This is a genomic window from Citrobacter sp. MGH100 (assembly GCF_001034465.1).
GTDB classification, from domain to species: Bacteria; Pseudomonadota; Gammaproteobacteria; order Enterobacterales; family Enterobacteriaceae; genus Citrobacter; species Citrobacter youngae.
The window spans coordinates 1-23071 of record NZ_KQ089805.1; the positions used below are offsets into that span (position 1 = coordinate 1).

The following is a 23071-nucleotide window of genomic DNA, read 5'->3' on the forward strand; positions in this document are numbered from 1 at the left end:
TTGGTATTCATTTTTCGTCTTGCGACGTTAAGAATCCGTATCTTCGAGTGCCCACACAGATTGTCTGATAAATTGTTAAAGAGCAGTTGCGACGCACTTTAGCGCTCTGTCGCGAGGTCCCGTATATTACGTTTTCCTCATTCAGAGTCAAGCATTTATTTTTGCTTTTCTCCGCTGACCCGGCGGCGTGTAATCCGTTGTTCCGTGTCAGTGGAGGCGCATTATAGGGAGTTATTTCAGGCTGACAAGGGGAAATTTAAAATAATTCTCCGAGTGCGTATTTTTTCACCAAAACAGACTAAATAGCCAGTTTTTCGAGCGTTTTGAAGCCATAGCGCTGCAACACTGGCAATAATTGTTCAGCCTCTGTTGTCATTGCCATGCAAAATGCCACATTCTCATCGGCCGATTTTGCATCTGGCGCTTCGTGTTCTAATAACCAGGCCGTTCGACGCGCAATCGCAGCACCAGAATCCACCAGCCTCGTCCCCTCGGGCAGGACCTGTAAAAGCTCTTCCTGTAACAGAGGGAAATGGGTGCATCCAAGGACCACCGTATCAGGAGGTTCCGACATCCGCAGCCACGGTCTCAGAATACGGCGCAGCTCTTCCAGAGAAACTGTTTCGCCGTGCAGCTTCGCTTCTGCCAGCTCCACCAACTCAGCGGATCCCAACATCGCTATCTGACACTCGTTAGCAAAGCGCGCAATCAATTCGTGTGTGTACGAGCGTTTCACCGTCGCGCGCGTCGCCAGTAGCCCCACAATACCATTCGCCGTGAGCCGCGCCGCGGGTTTAATCGCAGGCACCACACCGACAACCGGAAAAGCGAACTTTTCACGTAATGCCGGGAGTGACACCGTGCTGGCGGTATTGCATGCGATAACCGCAAGTGCGAGGGGATATCGTTGCTGAACTGCAGTCACAATCTCAACAACACGCTCAACGATAAACTCTTCGCTTTTCTCACCATAAGGAAAGGCGACGTTATCGAAAGCATATATATAGTGGAGATCCGGCAGGAGATTCCGGATCTCATTGTAGACCGACAACCCACCGACGCCGGAATCAAACACCAGCACGGTGGGACGTGAATCAGAAGGTGTAGCTGCCAGACAAGGTGTATTCCCGTCCTGCAGTTGGGTAGCCATAAACTGTCTCGTAATCTTTATCGAACAGGTTGGCGATTTTACCACGAACTGTCAGCTGTGAGGTGATCGGATATGACACTGCCAAATCCCACAAACTCACACCGCCCATTTTTACCGGTTGATAAGTAACGTAGTCCGTATCGTATCGCGTCCCCAGATATTGATATGTCAGGCCCCAGTCAAAATCATAGACCTGCCAGTCGAGCTGGTATTTCACCTGCTGTTTAGAACGACGAGCCAGTGGCTCGTTGGTAATCGCATTACGCGAATCTACGTAGTCGTAGCTAAGCGTATGCGCCAACGGCCCGGTGTCGAAGTTTGCAGTCGCTTCGATACCTTTAATACGCGCTTTGCCTTCGTTGTAGTACTTCTGAGTGTGGGTGTTGTAGTCGATCATGTCATCGATATCGTTGCGATACCCTGACACGCGCCAGTTAACACCTGATGTTATCCCTTCAAACGCCCCTTCCCACTGCTTACTCTCTTCGGGATCAAGGTTTGCATTGCCGTAATAGCCATGCAACTGACCCAAATTTGGCGCTTTGTAAGATGTGCCATAGGAGGCAATGAAACGATAGCCTTCGATAAACTCCCATCCTGCACTGGTTTGCCATGTACCATGACGACCAAACTCAGAGTTATCATCACTACGTGCCGCACCTTCGAAGGTGAAGTCACCAAGTTGCTGCAATCCCGTCAAATAAAGGCCAGTATTACGTTGGTCGTAACCGTCCGTAACATACCCAGTGCCAGGTTCCGTAGTTTGCTTTTGCCAGTCCACGCCTGCACCAATGTTACCGTGGCCAACAACTATGCTGTTTGACCACTGAACATTGTATTGCTTCATATCATCTAACGTGGCCGAGGTATCATAGCGGCCATAGTTCGGATCATAGTTGTAGTCTTTACTGTGGCTGTAGCTCGAAACCAGTTGTGACTGAATCAGCTCGCTATTAAAACGTAACCCAGCGTCCCAGCTCTGGCTATAAAGCTGTCGGGTATCAAGTAGCGCCGAGCCAGGAGAATAATACGAGTCATAATCTGTGCGGTTATCATAACCATAACCACGAACAAACCCGCTCCATGTCTCGGAGAAGTTGTGCTCCAGTGCGCCATACAGCGTCTTGCTTAAGAAACCGTCTTTATCCGGTTGAGCCTGTGCGCCAGTGCTACCGTAGGCCACGACATCGAAGCCTTTGGTGTAGGCATAATCGCCCATCAACGTGACACGCGTATTTTCGCCAAGCTGTTGTTGGGTTGCGATATCGTAATTTTGATACCCATTGCTTCCCACGCCGGCAGTCAGTTCCGTCCCTGGTTTTTCGCGCGTAGTAATGATATTCACCACGCCGCCAATCGCATCCGAACCATATATAGCGGAACGCGGCCCGCGGATATACTCAATACGTTGCACCAGCGATACCGGGAACTGGCTAAGATCGGCCGAGCCGCTAACTCCCGCTAAATTAAGACGTACACCATCTATCAACACCAGAACATGGCTGGAGTTAGTACCGCGAATAAAAATAGACGAGTTTTGCCCCATACCGCCGCTTTGTGCGATATCAACACCAGGCAAACGACGCAATACATCGTTTACCGAGGTAGATTGCCAGCGATCGATGTCCTGACGTGTAACGACGGTGATGGGTGCAAGTACTGCACTTAGGGGCTGCTGAAAACGGTTGGCAGTAACGACGAGAGTATCTGGGCTAGCATCCTGCGCCCAACCAGAAGATGCCGCGACGGAAAGCGCCGTCAACAGCAACGATTTTTTAATCATTGTAAAGCATCCACAATATAAGAAGGATGCCGCAGGTCCACCGATAGTACGCGATAGTGAAAACCAGATGCGACGTTAGCCGGCAGGTCTTCGGGCTTGGAAGGTTATTCAGGATACCGAATAAAAAGAAATGAGGACTTCCCACCCACAGGCAGTGTCTGCTTTACGCTCTCATTTCACCTTTCCTTACCGCTGCGCGTCAGCTCCAGATTTACACTGGATTCCCTTTTAACTCACAGGACCGGAAAACGGATGCTACAGTTTGTTACAACCTGGTGTCCAGACCGGATATCACAATATCGGAAATCATCAATAACTGGACATCTGATGAGCAATCCCTACAATCCCCGCGTACTTTTATTTTTCAGGACGCATCATGACCCCCGAACACCTTCCGACAGAACAGTACGACGCCCAGTTAGCTGAGAAAGTGGTGCGTCTGCAGAGCTTAATGACGCCATTTTATGCACAGGCTCCGGAAGTGTTCCGCTCACCGGTTAGCCATTACCGTATGCGTGCCGAGTTCCGTCTGTGGCATGACGGGGACGACCTGTACCACATCATGTTCGACAGCCAAACGAAAAACCGTATTCGCGTCGACAGCTTTCCGGCGGCCAGCGAGCTTATCAATACGCTGATGACGGCAATGATTGCAGGTGTACGCAACAACCACGTCCTGCGCCACAAACTGTTTCAGATTGATTACCTCACCACCCTGAGCGATCAGGCAGTGGTATCGATGCTGTACCATAAAAAGCTGGATGATGAATGGCGTAAGGAAGCCGAAGCGCTGCGGGATGCGCTGCGGGCGCAAAACCTGAACGTGCATTTGATTGGTCGGGCCACCAAAACCAAAATCGAGCTGGACCAGGACTACATTGACGAACGCTTGCCGGTTGCAGGTAAAGAGATTATCTACCGCCAGGTTGAGAACAGTTTTACCCAGCCGAATGCCGCCATGAATATCCAGATGCTGGAATGGGCAATTGATGTCACCAGAGGATCAAAAGGCGACCTGCTTGAGCTGTACTGCGGTAATGGCAACTTCTCGTTAGCTCTGGCGCAAAACTTCAACCGCGTACTGGCCACCGAAATCGCCAAACCTTCCGTGGCTGCTGCACAGTACAATATCGCGGCTAACCATATTGATAACGTGCAAATTATTCGTATGGCGGCCGAAGAGTTTACTCAGGCGATGAACGGGGTTCGCGAGTTCAACCGTTTGCAGGGAATCGATCTGAAGAGTTACCAGTGTGAAACCATTTTCGTTGACCCACCGCGCAGCGGTCTGGACAGCGAAACGGAGAAAATGGTACAGGCGTATCCGCGGATTCTGTACATCTCCTGCAACCCGGAGACGCTGTGTAAGAACCTGGAAACGTTAAGCCAGACGCACAATGTTTCACGTCTGGCGCTGTTCGATCAATTCCCGTATACGCACCATATGGAGTGCGGAGTACTGTTAACGAAGAAGTAAGACTGAACGGAGGCCGGATAAGCACTACCGGTTCAGATTGCCGGATGGCGGCTTTGCCTTATCCGGCCTACAGCGACAACGGTTACTCCACAATTTCCTGTTTACGGTTACGCACTTTAAAGCCGATCCAGAACACCAGAATCACCGACAGTACCGCCGGGAAGAAGTTAGAGCCAATATCCGGATATTCAGCACGTACCACGGTGCTGTACAACAGAACGCCGAGAATAAAACAGGCGGCAGCCAGGCCCGGTAGCCCCACAGGCATAGTGCGGTTCTGATAGCGTTGATGCAGACAATAAACCGTCAGCACCAGCGAAATAATCGGAAATACTGAGAATGGCACAATGGAGCTAAACAGCGCCGCAAATGTGCCATTGATCGATAAGCCAGCAACCAGCGCCAGCAGCAGCGTACCTTTATCTTGACCTGACTGTTTCATTGCTTGTCCTTCTCGTTACTCGGAGTGGTGCGTCATCTTCTCTTGTTCACGGCGGTACCAATAAAATGCGCCTTTCGCGATCATGCGCAGTTGCAATACCAGCCGCTCTTCCAGCTGCCGACGCTGTTCAGCGCCAACATCCAGTGCTTCTGCCCCGGCGCTGAAAACAATGGTTACCATGGCTTCGGCTTGCGCTTCAGTAAACGCACGAGGCATATGGTTTTCGAGTTCCAGATAGTCCGCAAGTTCCGCAATGAAGTGCTGAATTTCACGTGCGACCGCTGCACGAAACGCTGCGGAAGTCCCCGAACGCTCGCGCAATAATAAACGGAAGGCGTTGGGATTGTTGCCGATGAACTCCATAAATGTTGAGACCGAGGTGCGGATCACACTCCCGCCTTTAGCGATGCGCTGACGCGCCTGGCGCATCAACTGGCGCAGCATCAGACCACTCTCGTCCACCATCGTCAGACCGAGTTCATCCACATCGCGGAAATGGCGATAAAACGAGGTTGGCGCAATGCCCGCTTCACGAGCGACTTCGCGTAAACTGAGGCTGGCAAAACTACGCTCAGCGCTGAGTTGACTAAATGCGGCTTCTACCAGCGAACGCCGGGTTTTCTCTTTTTGTTGCGCTCTAACGCCCATCACGATGTCTGAATCCTTCCACATACCTTGCTGGCACTATACCAGAGATTAGGCGGTTGGCATGGCTTTGTGAATGATTGTTTACGCGCAGTTTGTGCTTCGACTTCGCAAAAAAGCACAACGATAATTGGGTTATCCCGACAACGATGTTACTATTCTGTTGCTTTTATGTATAAGAACAGGTAAGCCTGACCATGTCACATTCCTACGATTACGATGCAATAGTAATAGGTTCCGGTCCCGGCGGCGAAGGCGCTGCAATGGGTCTGGTTAAGCAAGGAGCGCGCGTCGCGGTAATTGAGCGCTATCATAACGTCGGCGGAGGCTGTACCCATTGGGGCACAATCCCGTCGAAAGCGCTCCGCCACGCAGTCAGCCGAATTATCGAATTCAATCAGAACCCACTTTATAGCGACCATTCCCGACTTCTTCGTTCTTCTTTCGCCGATATTCTCAACCACGCTGATAACGTCATTAATCAGCAAACGCGTATGCGGCAAGGATTTTACGAGCGTAACCACTGCGAAATTTTGCAGGGCAATGCCCGTTTTGTTGATGAACACACGATCGCCCTGGAATGCCACGACGGTACAGTGGAAACACTCACCGCAGATAAGTTTGTTATTGCCTGTGGCTCACGCCCTTATCACCCAACTGACGTCGATTTTTCGCACCCACGCGTTTACGACAGTGATTCTATCCTCAGCCTGCATCACGAACCTCGCCATGTTCTGATTTATGGCGCAGGCGTGATTGGCTGTGAATATGCGTCGATCTTCCGTGGAATGGACGTAAAAGTTGATTTAATCAACACCCGCGATCGCCTGCTGGCATTCCTCGATCAAGAGATGTCCGATTCGCTCTCATACCACTTCTGGAACAGCGGCGTGGTCATTCGCCACAATGAAGAGTATGAGCGGATTGAAGGCTGTGATGACGGCGTCATCATGCACCTGAAATCCGGTAAAAAGCTGAAAGCAGACTGTCTGCTGTACGCCAATGGCCGTACCGGTAATACCGATTCGCTGGCGCTGGAAAACATTGGTCTGAAAACCGACAGTCGCGGGCAGCTCAAAGTGAATAGCATGTACCAGACGGCGCTGCCGCACGTCTATGCCGTAGGGGATGTGATCGGTTACCCAAGCCTGGCATCTGCAGCTTACGATCAGGGGCGTATCGCCGCTCAGGCACTGGTCAAAGGCGAAGCCACTGCGCATCTGATCGAAGATATCCCGACCGGGATTTATACCATTCCGGAAATCAGCTCCGTCGGTAAAACCGAACAGCAGCTAACGGCAATGAAAGTCCCATACGAAGTCGGTCGCGCCCAGTTTAAACATCTGGCGCGGGCGCAAATCGTCGGTATGAGTGTCGGAACGCTGAAGATCCTGTTCCATCGTGAAACCAAAGAGATTTTGGGGATCCACTGCTTTGGGGAACGCGCAGCCGAAATTATTCATATCGGTCAGGCGATCATGGAGCAAAAAGGTGGTGGTAACACCATCGAGTACTTCGTTAACACCACCTTTAACTACCCAACCATGGCAGAAGCCTATCGGGTAGCGGCGCTAAACGGCTTAAACCGCCTGTTTTAACGCACTGTCGAAATGGCCATCCATTGATCCCCGGATGGCCTCTGCCAGCTGTTCATAACGGCTGCGCAGCGGCGAACCAGGACGGTACACCAGACCAATCGTACGACGCGGTTCGGGTTTAATGCATGGCAGATAAACGACACCATCACGCTTACGCTCCGGCGGAACAGCCAGCGCAGGCAGTAAGGTAATCCCGCTTCCTGCCGCCACCATGTTACGCAGCGTTTCCAGACTGGTTGCCCGAAAATGGGTATCTTCATCAGCACCCGCTTCAAAGCAGAAGCCCATTGCCTGATCGCGCAGGCAGTGGCCATCTTCCAGCATCAGCAGTTTTTCACCTGCTAAATCTGACATCGGCACACAGTCACGGTTTGCCCATGGGTGATCTTCATAGATCGCCAGCAGCATAGGCTCATCAAATAGCGGTACTTCGATGAACGCCTCACTCTCTTTCACCAGCGCCAGAATGACGCAGTCGAGCTTACCGCTATCCAGTTGTGCCAGCAGCTGATGCGTCTGCGCTTCATGCAGGTACATTTCCAGTTTCGGGAAGGTCTGGTGCAACATAGGGATAATATGCGGCAACAGGTATGGCCCCACCGTTGGGATCAAACCAATGTGCAGCGGGCCTGACATTGTCTCGCCTTGTTGGCTTGCCATTTCCTTGAGCACTTTGACCTCGCGCAGCACGGTACGCGCCTGATCCACCAGCAGTAAACCTGCCTGAGTGAACAGCACTTTACGACTCGTACGCTCCAGCAGCATAACGCCAAGCTCATCTTCCAGTTTACGGATTTGCCCGCTAAGCGTTGGCTGGCTGACGTGGCAGGAGTCCGCCGCTCGCCGGAAGTGACGATGCTCGGCTAGCGCCACCAGGTATTCAAGATCACGAATATTCATTATTCATCCTCCATCGCCACGATAGTTCATGGCGATAGGTAGCATAGCAACGAACGATTATCCCTATCAAGCTTTCTGTTTAATAATGCACCACAGAAACGGAACGGTACCCTTTAACCCTTGAAGCGCCTGTCCGTTCTCATACTCGAAATAACTAAAGCCAACGTGAACTTTTGCGGACCTCTGGTCCGCATTTTTTTTGCATAAAAAAGCCCGGCTTAATGCCAGGCTCTGATAACTTTTTGCCTGATGACGCTACGCTTGTCAGGCCTACAACAACAAAGGTTATGCGAGACGCGCCTTTGCATCGTCGATCGCCTGCGCGACCTGCTGCGGCGATACGCCGCCTTTCGCCGCACGCTTATCCAGACAGGATTGCAGTGAGAGTATCGGATAGACATCATCGCCAATGACGCTGCTGAACTTTTGCAAGTCAGCAAGCGACAGCGCTTCCAGCGGTTTGCCCTGACGAATCGCCTCAACCACCGTCTCACCTACGATATGGTGTGCTTCTCGGAACGGAACACCTTTGGCAACCAGATAATCCGCCAATTCAGTGGCGTTGGCATAACCCTGCTGCGCCGCTTCCTGACAACGAGGGCGTTTCACCTGAATGCCGTCCAGTACCAGCGCGGCCATGTGCAAACAATCCAGCCAGGTATCGAGTGCATCGAACAGGCCTTCTTTGTCTTCCTGCATGTCTTTGTTGTACGCCAGCGGTAGACCTTTCAGTGTCATCATCATGCCGGTCAGCGCACCTTGTACGCGGCCACATTTGCCACGGATCAGCTCTAATGCATCCGGGTTTTTCTTCTGCGGCATCAAAGATGAACCCGAAGTCACACGATCGGACAGCTCGACAAAGCCCGCTTCGCCGGTGTTAAAGAAAATCAGGTCTTCAGCAAAACGCGACAGGTGTACCATGCCGATAGAAGCATCAGAGAGCAACTCCAGTACATGGTCACGATCAGAAACGCTGTCCAGGCTGTTGCGGGTCGCCGAGGCAAAGCCCAACCAGCCCGCCAGCTGCTCGCGATCGATTTCATACGCCGTACCCGCCAGCGCGCCGCAGCCTAACGGACTAACGTCCAGACGCTTAAGCGCGTCCTGCAGACGGCTCTCGTCACGTGCCAGCATTTCGACATAAGCCAGACACCAGTGAGCAAACGTCACCGGCTGTGCACGTTGCAAGTGCGTGTAACCCGGCATAACCGCGTCCTGATTATCTTGCGCGGTGTCGACCAACGCGCTTTGCAACTGACGATTAGCAGACAGCAGTTCCATGACCGTGTCTTTGCACCACAGTTTAAGATCAGTTGCCACCTGGTCATTACGACTACGCCCGGTGTGCAGTTTTTTACCTAACTGCCCGACTTTATCAATCAGCTTGCCTTCCACCCAGCTGTGAATATCTTCAGCATCGCTTTGCAGGATCTGCTGCGGATTCGCGCGAACCTCTTCCAGCAGATTATTCAACGCTTCTTCCAGCTGCAGTTGTTCATCAGCAGTCAGTACGCCGACGGTTACCAGCGCTTTGGACCAGGCCACAGAGCCGACAATATCCTGCTCTGCCAGGCGGTAGTCAAAACGCAACGAGTCGTTGAACTGTTTGAACCGCTGATCTGCTGCCTGTGTAAAACGCCCACCCCAAAGTGCCATAACGAATTTCCTTAATATGATATTTTTGCCCGGTGGCGCTGCGCTTACCGGGCCTACAAAACCCATCCAGGCCGGATAAGGCGAAGCCGCCATCCGGCACATTAATAGTTAAGCCAGAATACGCGTACCAATTGGCGTGCCGTTAAACAGCGCCGGGAGTTGCTCAGCATGACGCCAGGAAGCGATATCTACCGGGCGGCCCAGCGTACGCGCAGCATCCAGCGCCGCATTGACCTTCACGATCATGCCATCGGTAATAATACCCTGCTCAATCAACTGTTCCGCTTTCGTCGCAGTCATTTCGGCAATACGCTGGCCTTTGCCATCCAGAATACCGCTCACATCAGAGAGCAGGATCAGATCCGCACCCAGCGTTGCCGCCAGCGCCGTCGCCGCCTGATCGGCATTAACGTTCATCAACAGCCCATCCTCAGTAACGCCAATAGAACTCACTACCGGCAGAAAACCGCTTTCCAGCAGCGTGTTAATCAGCTTAGGCGAACCCGGCTGCGCCAGTCCAACGTGACCCAACTCTTTATCGAGTGGCGTCACTTTTACACTGTCGCCATCGCCAAGATACAGACCCACAGAGGCAATTTGATGTTTCTTCGCCCAGGCCAGCAAGGTTTTATTCGCCGTTCCCGCCAGTGCCCCTGTGATGATGTCGATTTGATCGGCTGGCGTAACACGCAGACCATTTTTCTTTTTCACCGGCAGATTCAGCTGCTTCATCAGCTCGTCGACCACGCAGCCACCACCGTGCACAATGACCAGCGGACGCTGATGCGACTCGCGATAATTTACCAGCGCGGTAAACAGACGCTCCAGCGCCTCTTCGCTATCCAGTAAAACGCCGCCCAGCTTGATAATTAATGGATTCATCATTGCACCCTTAAATAAGAGACTGCGTCTCAGCAAAGCCGAAACGGATATTTGCGCACTGCATGGCCTGTGCCGCCGCGCCCTTCAATAAGTTATCTTCAGTCGCTACCACAATCAGATGTTCGCCCTGCACTGCAAATCCGATATCACAGAACGGTAATCCAACCACATTCTTCAGCGCCGGAACCCCTTTGTCATACAGACGCACCAGCGGTTTATCGCTATATGCCTGTTGCAGCGTCTGCGCTACCTGAGCCTGAGTTACACCCGCATTCAGACGGCAGGTAATGGTTTCCAGGATCCCACGTGGGAAATTGCCCAGATGTGGAGTGAAGATCACCTCCGTACCCAGGTGAGTCGCGATTTCCGGCTGATGGCGGTGAGTAAACACGCCATATGGTTGCAGGCTCACTTCACAAAAGCTGTTCGAAATAGCGGCCTTACGGCCCGCACCGCTCACCCCACTGGTGGCGTTAATCACCGGCCACTGACGGAGATCCAACAGCCCGGCATCAATCAGTGGTTTCAGCGACAATTGTGCTGCCGTCGGGTAACAACCCGGCACAGCAATCAAATTCGCGTCTTTCAGTCTGTCTGCGCTCCACTCAGCCAGACCGTATACCGCCTGTTCCAGCAGTTCAGGATGCTGATGGGTAAAGCCATAGTATTTCTCATAAAATGCGCCGTCGTTTACGCGGAACGCGCCTGAGAGGTCAAACACCACACACCCGGCACGCAGAAACTGCGGTGCCAGATCATGACTGACCTCATGAGCCGTCGCGAGAAACACAACGTCCACCCCTGCGCTAAACTCGCTGATATCGGACATTGGCTGTAACGGCAAATCGACAATGCCTTTTAGCTGCGGATGTAAATCGGAGATTAATTTTCCTGCATCATTGCTTTGCGCTGAGACGGTCAAAGCGGTTATGGTCATATCAGGATGGCGATTTACATAGGTCACAAGCTCTGCGCCAGCGTAGCCACTCGCGCCCACAATCAGCGTATTCAACATCGGAGCTGTTCACCTTCTTAGATTCGGTTGCCAGGTATAAGCCTTTATCACCTCACCTTACACTTGGTGGGTTTTATTACGCTCAACGTTATTGTATTTTTATTCACAAATACTGCATGAATATTGATACTATCATGACCCGAGGTGTGTCAACAATGAAAAACAATTTACCGCCATTTATCGAGATTTACCGCGCTCTGATTGCCACGCCATCGATCAGCGCCACCGAAGAAGCGCTCGATCAAAGCAATGCAGGTTTAATCACTCTGCTGGCGGGCTGGTTTAAAGATTTAGGCTTCAATGTGGAGGTCCAACCGGTTCCCGATACGCGAAATAAATTCAATATGCTGGCGAGCATTGGACAGGGCGCTGGCGGCCTGTTGTTGGCGGGCCATACCGATACCGTACCCTTTGACGATGGCCGTTGGACACGCGATCCCTTCACCCTCACCGAACACGACAATAAGCTTTACGGTCTGGGTACGGCGGATATGAAAGGCTTTTTCGCCTTTATTCTCGATGCACTGCGCGGTGTGGATGTAACGAAACTGAAAAAACCACTCTACATTCTGGCTACCGCTGATGAAGAAACCAGTATGGCCGGCGCACGTTACTTTTCTGAAACGACCTCGCTCCGCCCGGACTGTGCAATCATTGGCGAACCGACATCTCTGCAGCCCGTTCGCGCGCACAAAGGCCATATCTCCAACGCAATTCGAATTTTGGGTCAGTCGGGTCACTCAAGCGATCCGGCACGCGGCGTGAATGCGATTGAACTGATGCATGATGCCATCAGCCATATCATGAAGCTGCGCGATGACCTGAAAGAACGCTATCACCATGACGCCTTTACCGTGCCGTACCCCACGTTAAATCTGGGCCATATTCATGGCGGCGATGCTGCTAACCGTATCTGCGCCTGCTGCGAACTGCATATGGATATTCGCCCGCTACCGGGCATGACGCTAAACGATCTCAATGGGTTACTTAACGATGCGCTGGCCCCGGTCAGTGAACGTTGGCCGGGTCGCCTGACGGTATCGGAACTGCATCCGCCCATTCCTGGCTATGAGTGTCCGCCGGACCATCAGCTGGTCGAGGTGGTTGAGAAACTGCTGGGCGCACAGACTGAAGTAGTGAACTACTGCACCGAAGCGCCCTTTATCCAGACGCTGTGTCCGACGCTGGTATTGGGTCCTGGTTCTATTAATCAGGCACATCAGCCGGATGAATATCTGGAAACACGCTTTATTAAGCCAACCCGCGAATTAATCACCCAGGTTGTGCACCATTTCTGCTGGCATTAGCGGCTTGTTGCCCTGATAACCCTTTAGGGGTAATTGGGGCGATTTCTTAACATTTCCATAAGCAACGCTTATTTGGTTCGATGTGAATTAAATAACGTAAATTGCCGCCATTTTTTCGTTTGCTGAACCGATTTCGCAGCAATTGACGCCACGAGTTTTACGTGGCTTTATAAAAGACGGCTAAAAAGTTAAGCCCGAAAAATACAGGGCTAATAATTTCAAGATGGGGTGTCTGGGTAAATATGAACGAACAATATTCCGCGTTGCGTAGTAATGTCAGTATGCTCGGCAAAGTGCTGGGAGAGACCATCAAGGACGCGCTGGGAGAGAACATTCTCGACCGCGTAGAAACAATCCGTAAGTTGTCCAAGTCATCCCGCGCTGGCAATGAAGTTAATCGCCAGGAACTGCTCACCACACTGCAAAATCTGTCTAACGACGAGCTGCTGCCCGTCGCCCGCGCATTTAGCCAGTTCCTGAATCTGGCCAATACCGCCGAGCAGTACCATAGTATTTCGCCAAAAGGCGAAGCTGCCAGCAACCCGGAAGTGATTGCTCGCACCCTGCGTAAATTGAAAGACCAGCCCAACCTCGATGAAACCACCATCAAGAAAGCCGTGGAATCGCTGTCTCTGGAGCTGGTGTTGACCGCGCACCCAACCGAAATCACCCGCCGCACCTTGATTCATAAAATGGGTGAAGTAAACGCATGCCTCAAACAGCTTGATAATAAAGACATCGTCGATTACGAGCGCCACCAGCTGATGCGTCGTTTGCGTCAGTTGATTGCTCAGTCCTGGCATACGGATGAAATCCGTAAACTACGACCAAGCCCGGTTGATGAAGCCAAATGGGGCTTCGCAGTGGTTGAAAACAGCCTGTGGGAAGGCGTACCCAACTACCTGCGCGAGCTAAATGAACAGCTGGAAGAACATCTGGGCTATAAGCTACCTGTCGATTTTGTTCCGGTACGTTTTACCTCCTGGATGGGCGGCGACCGTGATGGTAACCCGAATGTCACCGCAGATATCACCCGCCATGTGCTGCTGCTTAGCCGTTGGAAAGCCACTGACCTGTTCCTGAAAGACATCCAGTTTTTGATTTCTGAACTGTCGATGGTTGAAGCCACACCGGAACTGATGGCACTGGTCGGTGAAGAAGGTGCGGCAGAACCTTATCGCTATCTGATGAAAATGCTGCGTTCACGTCTGATGGCAACTCAGGCCTGGCTGGAAGCGCGTCTGAAAGGCGAAAAACTGCCAAAACCTGTTGGCCTGCTAACCCAAAACGAACAGCTTTGGGAGCCGCTGTACGCGTGTTACCAGTCTCTGCAGGCCTGTGGTATGGGCATCATCGCCAATGGCGAGTTGCTCGACACCCTTAGGCGCGTGAAATGTTTTGGCGTACCGCTGGTACGCATTGATATTCGTCAGGAAAGCACTCGTCATACCGAAGCACTGGGCGAACTGACTCGCTATCTGGGAATTGGCGACTACGAAAACTGGTCAGAAGCGGATAAACAAGCGTTCCTGATCCGCGAGCTGAATTCCAAGCGTCCGCTGCTGCCGCGTCACTGGGAACCGAGCAACGATACCCGTGAAGTGCTCGATACCTGCCGGGTGATTGCCGAAGCGCCTTATGGCTCCATTGCTGCCTATGTTATCTCAATGGCGAAAACACCGTCTGACGTACTGGCCGTGCATTTACTGCTGAAAGAATCCGGCATTGGTTTTGCTATGCCTGTTGCCCCGCTGTTTGAGACACTGGACGACCTGAACAACGCCGATGATGTCATGAGCCAGCTACTGAATATCGACTGGTATCGCGGCTTTATTCAGGGCAAACAGATGGTCATGATTGGCTACTCTGACTCCGCAAAAGATGCGGGCGTGATGGCGGCCTCCTGGGCGCAATACCAGGCACAGGACGCGCTGATCAAAACCTGCGAAAAAGCCGGTATCGAACTGACGCTGTTCCACGGTCGCGGCGGCTCCATTGGTCGCGGCGGCGCGCCTGCCCATGCGGCACTGCTCTCTCAACCGCCAGGCAGCCTGAAAGGCGGCCTGCGCGTGACAGAACAAGGTGAGATGATCCGCTTTAAGTACGGCCTGCCGGAAGTCACCATCAGCAGCCTGTCGCTGTACACTGCCGCAATTCTGGAGGCTAACCTGTTACCGCCGCCGGAGCCAAAAGATAACTGGCGTCATATCATGGATGAGCTTTCAGATATCTCCTGCGATCTCTATCGTGGATATGTTCGTGAAAACAAAGACTTTGTACCTTACTTCCGTTCCGCAACACCAGAGCAGGAACTGGGCAAGTTACCACTCGGCTCACGTCCGGCAAAACGTCGCCCGACCGGTGGCGTAGAGTCTCTGCGTGCTATTCCGTGGATCTTCGCCTGGACGCAGAACCGCCTGATGCTTCCGGCCTGGCTGGGTGCGGGTACGGCACTGCAAAAAGTGGTTGAAGACGGTAAGCAAAGCGAGCTTGAAGCAATGTGCCGTGACTGGCCATTCTTCTCCACGCGTCTTGGCATGCTGGAGATGGTGTTCTCAAAAGCTGACCTGTGGCTGGCGGAGTACTACGATCAGCGCCTGGTCAAAAAAGAGCTTTGGCCATTGGGTGAAGAACTGCGTCAGCGTCTGGAAGCCGATATCAATGTGGTGTTGGCAATCGCCAATGACTCACATTTGATGGCCGATCTACCATGGATTGCCGAGTCTATTCAGTTAAGGAATATTTATACTGACCCACTGAACGTCTTACAGGCCGAATTATTATATCGTTCGCGCCAGGCAGAAGAGCAAGGTCATGCACCAGACCCACGCGTCGAACAGGCGCTAATGGTGACAATTGCTGGCGTTGCTGCCGGTATGCGTAACACCGGCTAATTTTTATGCCTGTCACCCTCGTGCTATTGCGCGAGGGTGATATAAAATACTGCTGTCATAACCATCTCATTTTTAATATATTCCTGTCTGCATTTTATACATCCAATGGATATTTGTTAGCAGAACGCGATTTTCGACTCGCATTGCTTCAGATCCTCTTAATGTTTAGCCGCTAACGTTGGCGCTACGATTAAAGACAGGCTCACACTATGCAATCCTTACAACTCCAGTCTAAACCCAAATTTAGCTGGAAAGCCCTGGGTTGGGCACTCCTCTATTTTTGGTTCTTCTCTACCTTACTCCAGGCCATTATTTATTTTACTGGCTATAGCGGAACTAACGGATTACGCGACTCAATACTGTTCAGCTCATTGTGGTTGATTCCGGTATTCTTATTCCCGAACCGTATTCGCATTATCGCTGCCGTTATTGGTGTGGCACTCTGGGCTGCTTCATTGGCCGCGCTGAGTTATTATGTTATTTACGGACAAGAATTCTCACAAAGCGTTCTGTTCGTCATGTTTGAAACCAACGCCAACGAAGCCCGCGAATATCTGAGCCAATATTTCAGTCTCAAGATCGTACTTATCGCACTGGCCTACACAGCAACCGCAATCCTGCTGTGGACGCGTTTACGCCCGGTTCATATTCCTTCGCCATGGCGTTATCTGGTGTCATTTGCGCTGTTGTACGGTTTAATTCTGCACCCAATGACCGTCAATACGTTTATCAAGCATAAGCCTTTTGAGAAAACGCTGGGCGGCCTTGCATCGCGCATGGAGCCTGCCGCGCCATGGCAGTTCATCTCTGGTTATTATCAATACCGTCAACAATTGACCGCATTAAATAGCCTGCTGAATGAGAACAACGCACTGCCACCACTGGCTAACTTTAAAGACAATTCTGGTGATGCTCCGCGTACGCTGGTGCTGGTGATTGGCGAGTCAACTCAACGTGGCCGCATGAGCCTGTACGGCTACCCACGTGAAACCACGCCGGAACTGGATGCGCTGCATAAATCCGATCCAAACTTCACCGTTTTCAATAATGTCGTGACCTCACGTCCGTACACGATTGAAATCCTGCAACAGGCGCTGACCTTCGCGAACGAGAAGAACCCGGATTTATATCTGACGCAGCCGTCGTTGATGAATATGATGAAACAGGCGGGTTATAAAACCTTCTGGATCACCAACCAGCAAACAATGACCGCCCGTAACACCATGCTGACCGTATTTTCCCGGCAGACAGACAAGCAGTTCTATATGAACCAGCAGCGTACCCAAAGTGCGCGTGAATATGACAGCAACGTACTGGCGCCGTTTAAAGAAGTCATGGCCGACCCGGCTCCGAAAAAGTTCATCATCGTTCACTTGCTGGGTACGCACATTAAATACAAATTCCGCTATCCGGAAGGCCAGGGCAAGTTTGACGGTAATACCGAGAACGTACCTGCAGGTCTGAGCAATGATGAACTGGAGTCATATAACGATTATGACAATGCCAACGTCTATAACGACCATATCATTGCCAGCCTGATCAAAGACTACAAAGCAACTGATCCAAACGGCTTCCTGCTCTACTTCTCTGACCATGGTGAAGAAGTGTATGACACGCCGCCACATAAAACGCAGGGCCGTAACGAAGATAGCCCAACGCGCCATATGTATACGGTACCGTTCCTGCTGTGGACGTCTGAAAAATGGCAGGCTGCGCACCCACGCGACTTCTCACAGGACGTTAATCGCAAGTACAGCAGCTCTGAACTTATCCATACCTGGTCAGATTTGGCCGGCTTTACGTACGACGGTTTCGATCCGACCCGTTCTATTACCAGCCCGGAGTTCAAAGAGACGACCCGCTGGATTGGTAATCCGTACAAGAAAAACGCCCTGATTGATTACGACTCCCTGCCTTACGGCGATCAAATCGGGAATCAGTAATGCCCTCTCAGGCCACTCTTTAAGAGTGGCCTTTTTTTATGATGACGGTTACTGTTTCCCTGTCCACGATCTGTCAGGGATTCACATGTATCACAACATCAGCCACCTACTTTCCCGCCTGATTAACGGTCCCTTACCGCTGCACCAGGTTTACTTCGCCAGCAGCAACGCCGCAACGCCAGAACTGGCGTATAAGGTCGATTTTCCGCGACTGGAAATTGTGCTGGAAGGTGAATTTGCGGATTCTGGTATCGATAAGGTGCTTACCCCCGGCGATGTCTTGTTTGTTCCGGCTGGCGGCTGGAATATTCCGCAGTGGGTCACACCGGTCACGACACTCAGCATTCTGTTCGGCAAACAGCAACTGGGTTTCAGCATCGTCCAATGGGACGGCAAGCAATATCAAAACCTTACCCACCAGCACGTCGCTCGGCGTGGGCCGCGTATTGGCTCTTTTCTGCTGCAAACGCTCCATGAGATGAAAATGCAGCCACAGGAGCAGCAAACGGCCAGGCTAATCGTTGCGAGCTTGCTGAGCCACTGTCGCGATCTGCTCGGCAGCCAGATCCAAACCGCATCACGTAGTCAGGCGCTTTTCGACGCCATTCGCAGCTATATTGACGAACGCTACGCTTCGCCGCTCACCCGTGAATCCGTCGCACAGGCGTTTTACATTTCACCCAACTACCTCTCCCACCTGTTTCAAAAAACGGGCGCTATCGGGTTTAACGAATACCTGAACCACACGCGACTGGAACACGCAAAAACGTTGCTCAAGGGTTACGAGCTGAAGATCAAAGACGTGGCGCACACCTGTGGGTTTATTGACAGCAACTACTTCTGCCGCCTGTTTCGCAAGAATACTGAACGTTCGCCGTCAGAGTATCGTCGGCAATATCACAGCCAGTTGACGGAGAAAAAAACTGACCAGTAATAGTCGCATACTGGGACAGAAAACGGAGACAAAGGTAACATTTACTGGATTTTTGTATTATCAAAAAACATATACCAGCACATATCACTTACATGTGAAGTATCTCTCACTTTTTTAGACATATTACATTTATCCAGCTTTTGGCAGATTTGTCAGATAGCGCCGCGTGACGAAACACTCTTATCCTGTGCATAGCAAAGCAACCCGGCAACGGGCAGCTAACGGAAAACGTAGAGGGTGTTTTTGTATGGAACTTTATCTTGATACCGCCAACGTCGCAGAAGTCGAACGTCTGGCACGCATCTTCCCTATCGCGGGCGTCACCACCAACCCAAGCATTGTGGCAGCAAGCAAAGAATCTATCTGGGATGTACTGCCACGCCTGCAGAACGCCATTGGCAAAGAGGGTATTCTGTTTGCCCAGACCATGAGCCGGGATGCGCAGGGCATGGTGGAAGAAGCTAAACGCCTGAGCAACGCCGTGCCCGGTCTGGTGGTGAAGATTCCCGTCACGGCTGAAGGTCTGGCCGCGATCAAAATGCTGAAAAAAGAGGGTATCACCACACTGGGCACCGCGGTATACAGTGCTTCTCAGGGTCTGCTGGCCGCACTGGCTGGGGCAAAATATATCGCACCTTACGTTAACCGTATTGACGCTCAGGGCGGCGACGGAATTCGCACAGTACAAGAACTGCAAACATTGCTGGAACTGCATACACCGAACAGCATGGTACTGGCGGCCAGCTTTAAAACTCCGCGTCAGGCGCTGGATTGCTTGCTGGCAGGATGTGAAGCAATCACCCTGCCATTAGACGTAGCGCAACAAATGCTCAATACCCCTGCGGTAGAGTCAGCGATAGAGAAGTTTGAGCAGGACTGGAACAACGCATTTGGTCACATCAACCTGTGAGGGAAATAAAGTATGGATCGCATTATTCAATCACCTGGTAAGTACATCCAGGGTGCTGATGTTATTACCCGTCTTGGCAGCTACCTCAAACCACTGGCAGAGCGCTGGCTGGTCGTTGGGGACAAGTTTGTCTTAGGCTTTGCCCAACCTGCGCTGGAAAAAAGCTTCCATGACGCCGGATTGGCGCTGGAAATTGCACCATTTGGCGGCGAATGTTCGCAAAACGAAATCGACCGCCTGCGTGGCGTAGCGGAAAAAGCGCAATGCGGGGCCGTGCTCGGTATCGGCGGCGGTAAAACGCTGGATACCGCCAAAGCACTGGCGCACTTTATGGGTGTACCGGTCGCCATTGCGCCAACCATCGCCTCCACCGATGCACCGTGTAGCGCACTGTCCGTCATTTACACTGATGCCGGTGAATTTGACCGCTATCTGCTGCTGCCGAACAACCCGGACAGGGTCATTGTTGATACCAAAATTGTCGCGGGCGCACCGGCGCGTCTGCTGGCAGCAGGTATCGGCGATGCGCTGGCAACCTGGTTTGAAGCACGCGCCTGCTCGCGCAGCGGCGCCACAACCATGGCGGGTGGTCAATGCACTCAGGCGGCGCTGGCACTGGCTGAGCTGTGCTTCAATACGCTGATCGAAGAAGGTGAAAAAGCGATGCTGGCCGCCGAGCAGCACGTGGTCACGCCTGCACTGGAGCGTGTAATTGAAGCTAACACCTATCTGAGCGGCGTCGGTTTTGAAAGCGGTGGCCTGGCTGCGGCACACGCCATTCATAACGGTCTGACGGCAATCCCGGATGCGCATCACTACTACCACGGTGAGAAGGTGGCTTTCGGTACATTGACGCAACTGGTGCTGGAAAACGCGCCGGTAGACGAAATCGAAACCGTGGCAGCGCTGTGCCATTCCGTTGGCTTGCCGATTACCCTGGCGCAACTGGACATCAAACAGGATATCCCGGCGAAAATGCGTATTGTGGCAGAAGCGGCTTGTGCCGAAGGCGAAACTATCCACAACATGCCGGGCGGCGCCACGCCGGATCAGGTTTACGCTGCGCTGCTGGTGGCCGATCAGTATGGCCAGCGGTATCTGCAAGAGTGGGAATAACCTGCCAATAAAAATCCCCGCAAATGCGGGGATTTTTTTATTCCTACGATACCGGACCCGCACAAGCGGCATCCGGCATCGTCTGTTACAGCAGATCGAAACGATCCAGGTTCATCACTTTCACCCATGCGGCCACGAAATCTCTCACGAACTTCTCGTGGGCATCGCTGCAGGCATAAACTTCAGCCACTGCGCGCAGTACAGAGTTAGAACCAAATACCAGATCGGCGCGGGTTGCGGTGTATTTTACTTCGCCGCTCAGACGATCACGGCCTTCAAACAGCTCTTTTGACTCATCAACCGCCTTCCACTCATGACGCATATCCAGCAGATTGACGAAGAAGTCAGTGCTGAGTACGCCAGGACGATCGGTAAAGACGCCATGCTGGCTACCATCAAAGTTGGCACCCAGTACGCGCATCCCGCCCACCAGCACGGTCATTTCCGGTGCTGTCAGGGTCAGCTGCTGCGCTTTATCGATCAGCAGCGACTCGGTGGTCGACACGTCAGGACGGGCACGATAGTTACGGAAACCATCTGCAATAGGCTCCAGCAGCTCAAACATCTCGATATCGGTTTGGTCCTGACGCGCATCTACGCGGCCCGGAACAAAAGGTACAGTGATGTTAACACCCGCCGCGCTTGCCGCTTTCTCGACACCGACCACACCGGCCAGCACGATAATATCAGCCAACGAGGCGGTATGAGCAGATTTATAAATACCTTCCAGCACAGGCAGAACGCGTGCTGCGGTGGCATTCACATCCCAGCCGCGCTGTGGATCCAGCGCCAGACGCGCACCGTTAGCGCCACCACGTTTGTCACCACCACGGAAAGTCGATGCGGAAGCCCACGCCACCGATACCAGCTCACTGACAGAAAGTCCGGAAGCTGCAATGGTCGCCTTCAGGTTAAGAATGTCTTCTTCGCTTGGGTTGAAGAACGCATGCGGCAGTGGATCCTGCCAAATCAGATCTTCTTGCGGTACTTCCGGTCCGATGTAACGCGCTTTCGGCCCCATATCACGGTGCGTCAGTTTAAACCACGCACGGGCAAAGGCTTCGTTGAACGCCTGCGGATCGTTAAGGAAACGACGAGAGATCTTCTCGAACTCAGGATCAAAGCGCAAGGTCAGGTCGGTGACCAGCATTGTTGGCTTGCGTTTTTTCGACGGATCAAACGGATCGGGGATAATCTCCGGTGCGTCAACCGCTTCAAACTGAATAGCGCCTGCCGGGCTGCGAGTTTGCACCCACTCATATTTGAACAGGTTCTCGAAGAAATAGTTGCTCCACTGGGTCGGAGTCTGCGTCCAGACAACTTCCAGACCAGAAGTGATGGCATCTGCACCCGAGCCGCTGCCGTAGCTGCTGGCCCAGCCCAGGCCCTGCGCTTCAATTGGTGCAGATTCCGGATCAGGACCAACATGGGATGCTGGTGCTGCACCGTGGGTTTTGCCCAACGTATGACCACCACCAATCAGCGCGACAGTTTCTTCGTCGTTCATTCCCATGTTACCGAAGGTCGCGCGAATAGCCGCTGCCGCAGAAAGCGGTTCGCCGCTATGGTCCGGCCCTTCCGGGTTCACATAGATAAGGCCCATTTCGGTTGCGCCCAGCGGCGCTTTTGCCAACTCTTCAGGATGGCGGTGAGTCAGCCAGGCTTTCTCATCACCCCAGTTTACGTCCAGATCCGGTTCCCAGACGTCTTCACGCCCTGCGCCAAAACCGAAGGTACGGAAACCTGAGTTTTCCAGCGCCACGTTACCCGCGAGAATAAACAGGTCGGCCCAGGAAATTTTCTGACCATATTTCTGCTTGATTGGCCACAGCAGACGACGCGCCTTATCAAGGCTAACGTTGTCCGGCCAGGAATTCAGTGGTGCAAAACGCTGCTGTCCGCGACCCGCGCCACCGCGTCCATCGATGGAGCGATAGGTCCCTGCACCGTGCCATGCCATACGGATGAATAAACCGGCATAGGTACCCCAGTCAGCAGGCCACCACGGTTGAGATTCGGACAGAAGGGCTCTGAGATCCCCTTTCAGGGCAGAATAGTCGAGTTTGCTAAATTCTTTGCGGTAGTTGAAGTCCTCGCCCAGCGGGTTCGAACGGTTGGAATGTTGGTTCAGCAAATCTACACGGAGTTGATTAGGCCACCAGTCGCGGTTGTTCGTTCCTGCTCCCGCGCTCTGGTCGTGACCGCCCTGATGAAAAGGACACTTACCGGCAGTTGATGTGTTCTGGCTATCGTCGGACATGCTCATCTATATGCTCCCTTTACAGTGTTCTGACTACGATATACACCACCAGAGATAAGATATAGTCGAAATAACCCACAGATTCGATAGCTAATTCCTTTTATATTTTACGTTACAGAGATGTAGATCAAAATGATCAATAAAAAGCCCTCCGTA

The 23071-nt window shown here is 52.4% G+C and carries 17 protein-coding genes and 1 riboswitch; of the genes, 8 read left to right on the top strand and 9 right to left on the bottom strand.

Annotation, left to right across the window (positions count from 1 at the left end; genetic code table 11):
- Positions 1-298 precede the first annotated feature (298 nt).
- A complete protein-coding gene (murI, locus tag SK32_RS22790) occupies positions 299-1150 on the bottom strand; it encodes a glutamate racemase (RefSeq protein WP_048213970.1) in 852 nt (283 codons plus the stop codon).
- Positions 1095-2933, bottom strand: coding sequence for a TonB-dependent vitamin B12 receptor BtuB (btuB, locus tag SK32_RS22795; protein WP_048213971.1), 1839 nt, complete (start codon positions 2931-2933; stop codon positions 1095-1097). Before btuB ends, murI begins: the two co-directional genes overlap by 56 nt.
- Before the next feature lie 64 nt (positions 2934-2997).
- Positions 2998-3194, bottom strand: a riboswitch (cobalamin riboswitch).
- A 115-nt stretch (positions 3195-3309) separates the two neighbouring features.
- On the opposite strand from btuB, the gene trmA reads away from it, so the two are divergent.
- Positions 3310-4410: a tRNA (uridine(54)-C5)-methyltransferase TrmA gene (gene trmA / locus SK32_RS22800; RefSeq protein ID WP_048213972.1), complete on the top strand. Its 1101-nt coding sequence runs from the start codon at positions 3310-3312 to the stop codon at positions 4408-4410.
- 82 nt (positions 4411-4492) lie between these two features.
- Here trmA and SK32_RS22805 read toward each other — a convergent pair whose 3' ends face one another.
- Positions 4493-4852 (bottom strand): YijD family membrane protein, encoded by a 360-nt coding sequence (locus SK32_RS22805; RefSeq protein ID WP_003028863.1) that lies wholly within the window; start codon positions 4850-4852, stop codon positions 4493-4495.
- Between the two features lie 15 nt (positions 4853-4867).
- Positions 4868-5503 carry an HTH-type transcriptional repressor FabR gene (gene fabR / locus SK32_RS22810; RefSeq protein WP_003028862.1) on the bottom strand — a complete coding sequence of 212 codons (636 nt, stop codon included), beginning with the start codon at positions 5501-5503 and terminating at the stop codon, positions 4868-4870.
- 191 nt (positions 5504-5694) lie between these two features.
- Here fabR and sthA point away from each other — a divergent pair, with 191 nt between their 5' ends.
- Positions 5695-7095, top strand: a complete 1401-nt coding sequence (sthA, locus tag SK32_RS22815; RefSeq protein ID WP_040233022.1) for a Si-specific NAD(P)(+) transhydrogenase — start codon at positions 5695-5697, stop codon at positions 7093-7095.
- Here sthA and oxyR read toward each other — a convergent pair.
- The 4 genes from oxyR to argC all read right to left on the bottom strand — a co-directional run bounded on the left by oxyR (position 7078) and on the right by argC (position 11551).
- The gene (oxyR, locus tag SK32_RS22820; protein ID WP_003028858.1) at positions 7078-7995 is read right to left on the bottom strand and encodes a DNA-binding transcriptional regulator OxyR; all 918 of its coding nucleotides are present in this window, start codon (positions 7993-7995) and stop codon (positions 7078-7080) included. The genes sthA and oxyR overlap by 18 nt on opposite strands.
- 285 nt (positions 7996-8280) lie before the next feature.
- Positions 8281-9654, bottom strand: coding sequence for an argininosuccinate lyase (argH, locus tag SK32_RS22825; protein WP_048213973.1), 1374 nt, complete (start codon positions 9652-9654; stop codon positions 8281-8283).
- Positions 9655-9762: 108 nt separating this feature from the next.
- Entirely contained in the window at positions 9763-10539 is a 777-nt protein-coding gene (gene argB / locus SK32_RS22830) for an acetylglutamate kinase (RefSeq protein ID WP_086523529.1), read from the bottom strand.
- Positions 10540-10546: 7 nt separating this feature from the next.
- On the bottom strand, positions 10547-11551 hold the full coding sequence (gene argC / locus SK32_RS22835; RefSeq protein WP_048213975.1) for an N-acetyl-gamma-glutamyl-phosphate reductase: 1005 nt from the start codon (positions 11549-11551) through the stop codon (positions 10547-10549).
- Positions 11552-11706: 155 nt separating this feature from the next.
- On the opposite strand from argC, the gene argE reads away from it, so the two are divergent.
- The 6 genes from argE (at position 11707) to gldA (ending at position 20655) form a co-directional block, all read left to right on the top strand.
- On the top strand, positions 11707-12858 hold the full coding sequence (gene argE / locus SK32_RS22840; protein ID WP_048213976.1) for an acetylornithine deacetylase: 1152 nt from the start codon (positions 11707-11709) through the stop codon (positions 12856-12858).
- Between the two features lie 242 nt (positions 12859-13100).
- The gene (ppc, locus tag SK32_RS22845) at positions 13101-15752 is read left to right on the top strand and encodes a phosphoenolpyruvate carboxylase (protein WP_048213977.1); all 2652 of its coding nucleotides are present in this window, start codon (positions 13101-13103) and stop codon (positions 15750-15752) included.
- 209 nt (positions 15753-15961) lie between these two features.
- Positions 15962-17695 (top strand): phosphoethanolamine transferase CptA, encoded by a 1734-nt coding sequence (locus tag SK32_RS22850; protein ID WP_048213978.1) that lies wholly within the window; start codon positions 15962-15964, stop codon positions 17693-17695.
- Positions 17696-17780: 85 nt separating this feature from the next.
- Positions 17781-18629, top strand: a complete 849-nt coding sequence (locus SK32_RS22855; RefSeq protein WP_048213979.1) for an AraC family transcriptional regulator — start codon at positions 17781-17783, stop codon at positions 18627-18629.
- Between the two features lie 247 nt (positions 18630-18876).
- Positions 18877-19539, top strand: a complete 663-nt coding sequence (fsa, locus tag SK32_RS22860) for a fructose-6-phosphate aldolase (RefSeq protein WP_048213980.1) — start codon at positions 18877-18879, stop codon at positions 19537-19539.
- Positions 19540-19551: 12 nt separating this feature from the next.
- Positions 19552-20655, top strand: a complete 1104-nt coding sequence (gldA, locus tag SK32_RS22865; RefSeq protein ID WP_048213981.1) for a bifunctional L-1,2-propanediol dehydrogenase/glycerol dehydrogenase — start codon at positions 19552-19554, stop codon at positions 20653-20655.
- A gap of 85 nt (positions 20656-20740) precedes the next feature.
- Here the strand turns inward: gldA and katG are convergent, their stop codons facing one another.
- The gene (gene katG, locus SK32_RS22870) at positions 20741-22921 is read right to left on the bottom strand and encodes a catalase/peroxidase HPI (RefSeq protein ID WP_048213982.1); all 2181 of its coding nucleotides are present in this window, start codon (positions 22919-22921) and stop codon (positions 20741-20743) included.
- Positions 22922-23071: the final 150 nt, after the last annotated feature.

Excerpts from the sequence above, each read along its gene's own strand:
- murI (WP_048213970.1), bottom strand. The coding sequence starts at position 1,150 with ATGGCTACCCAACTGCAGGACGGGAATACACCTTGTCTGGCAGCTACA.
- btuB (WP_048213971.1), bottom strand. The coding sequence starts at position 2,933 with ATGATTAAAAAATCGTTGCTGTTGACGGCGCTTTCCGTCGCGGCATCT.
- trmA (WP_048213972.1), top strand. The coding sequence starts at position 3,310 with ATGACCCCCGAACACCTTCCGACAGAACAGTACGACGCCCAGTTAGCT.
- SK32_RS22805 (WP_003028863.1), bottom strand. The coding sequence starts at position 4,852 with ATGAAACAGTCAGGTCAAGATAAAGGTACGCTGCTGCTGGCGCTGGTT.
- sthA (WP_040233022.1), top strand. The coding sequence starts at position 5,695 with ATGTCACATTCCTACGATTACGATGCAATAGTAATAGGTTCCGGTCCC.
- oxyR (WP_003028858.1), bottom strand. The coding sequence starts at position 7,995 with ATGAATATTCGTGATCTTGAATACCTGGTGGCGCTAGCCGAGCATCGT.
- argH (WP_048213973.1), bottom strand. The coding sequence starts at position 9,654 with ATGGCACTTTGGGGTGGGCGTTTTACACAGGCAGCAGATCAGCGGTTC.
- argB (WP_086523529.1), bottom strand. The coding sequence starts at position 10,539 with ATGATGAATCCATTAATTATCAAGCTGGGCGGCGTTTTACTGGATAGC.
- argC (WP_048213975.1), bottom strand. The coding sequence starts at position 11,551 with ATGTTGAATACGCTGATTGTGGGCGCGAGTGGCTACGCTGGCGCAGAG.
- argE (WP_048213976.1), top strand. The coding sequence starts at position 11,707 with ATGAAAAACAATTTACCGCCATTTATCGAGATTTACCGCGCTCTGATT.
- ppc (WP_048213977.1), top strand. The coding sequence starts at position 13,101 with ATGAACGAACAATATTCCGCGTTGCGTAGTAATGTCAGTATGCTCGGC.
- SK32_RS22850 (WP_048213978.1), top strand. The coding sequence starts at position 15,962 with ATGCAATCCTTACAACTCCAGTCTAAACCCAAATTTAGCTGGAAAGCC.
- SK32_RS22855 (WP_048213979.1), top strand. The coding sequence starts at position 17,781 with ATGTATCACAACATCAGCCACCTACTTTCCCGCCTGATTAACGGTCCC.
- fsa (WP_048213980.1), top strand. The coding sequence starts at position 18,877 with ATGGAACTTTATCTTGATACCGCCAACGTCGCAGAAGTCGAACGTCTG.
- gldA (WP_048213981.1), top strand. The coding sequence starts at position 19,552 with ATGGATCGCATTATTCAATCACCTGGTAAGTACATCCAGGGTGCTGAT.
- katG (WP_048213982.1), bottom strand. The coding sequence starts at position 22,921 with ATGAGCATGTCCGACGATAGCCAGAACACATCAACTGCCGGTAAGTGT.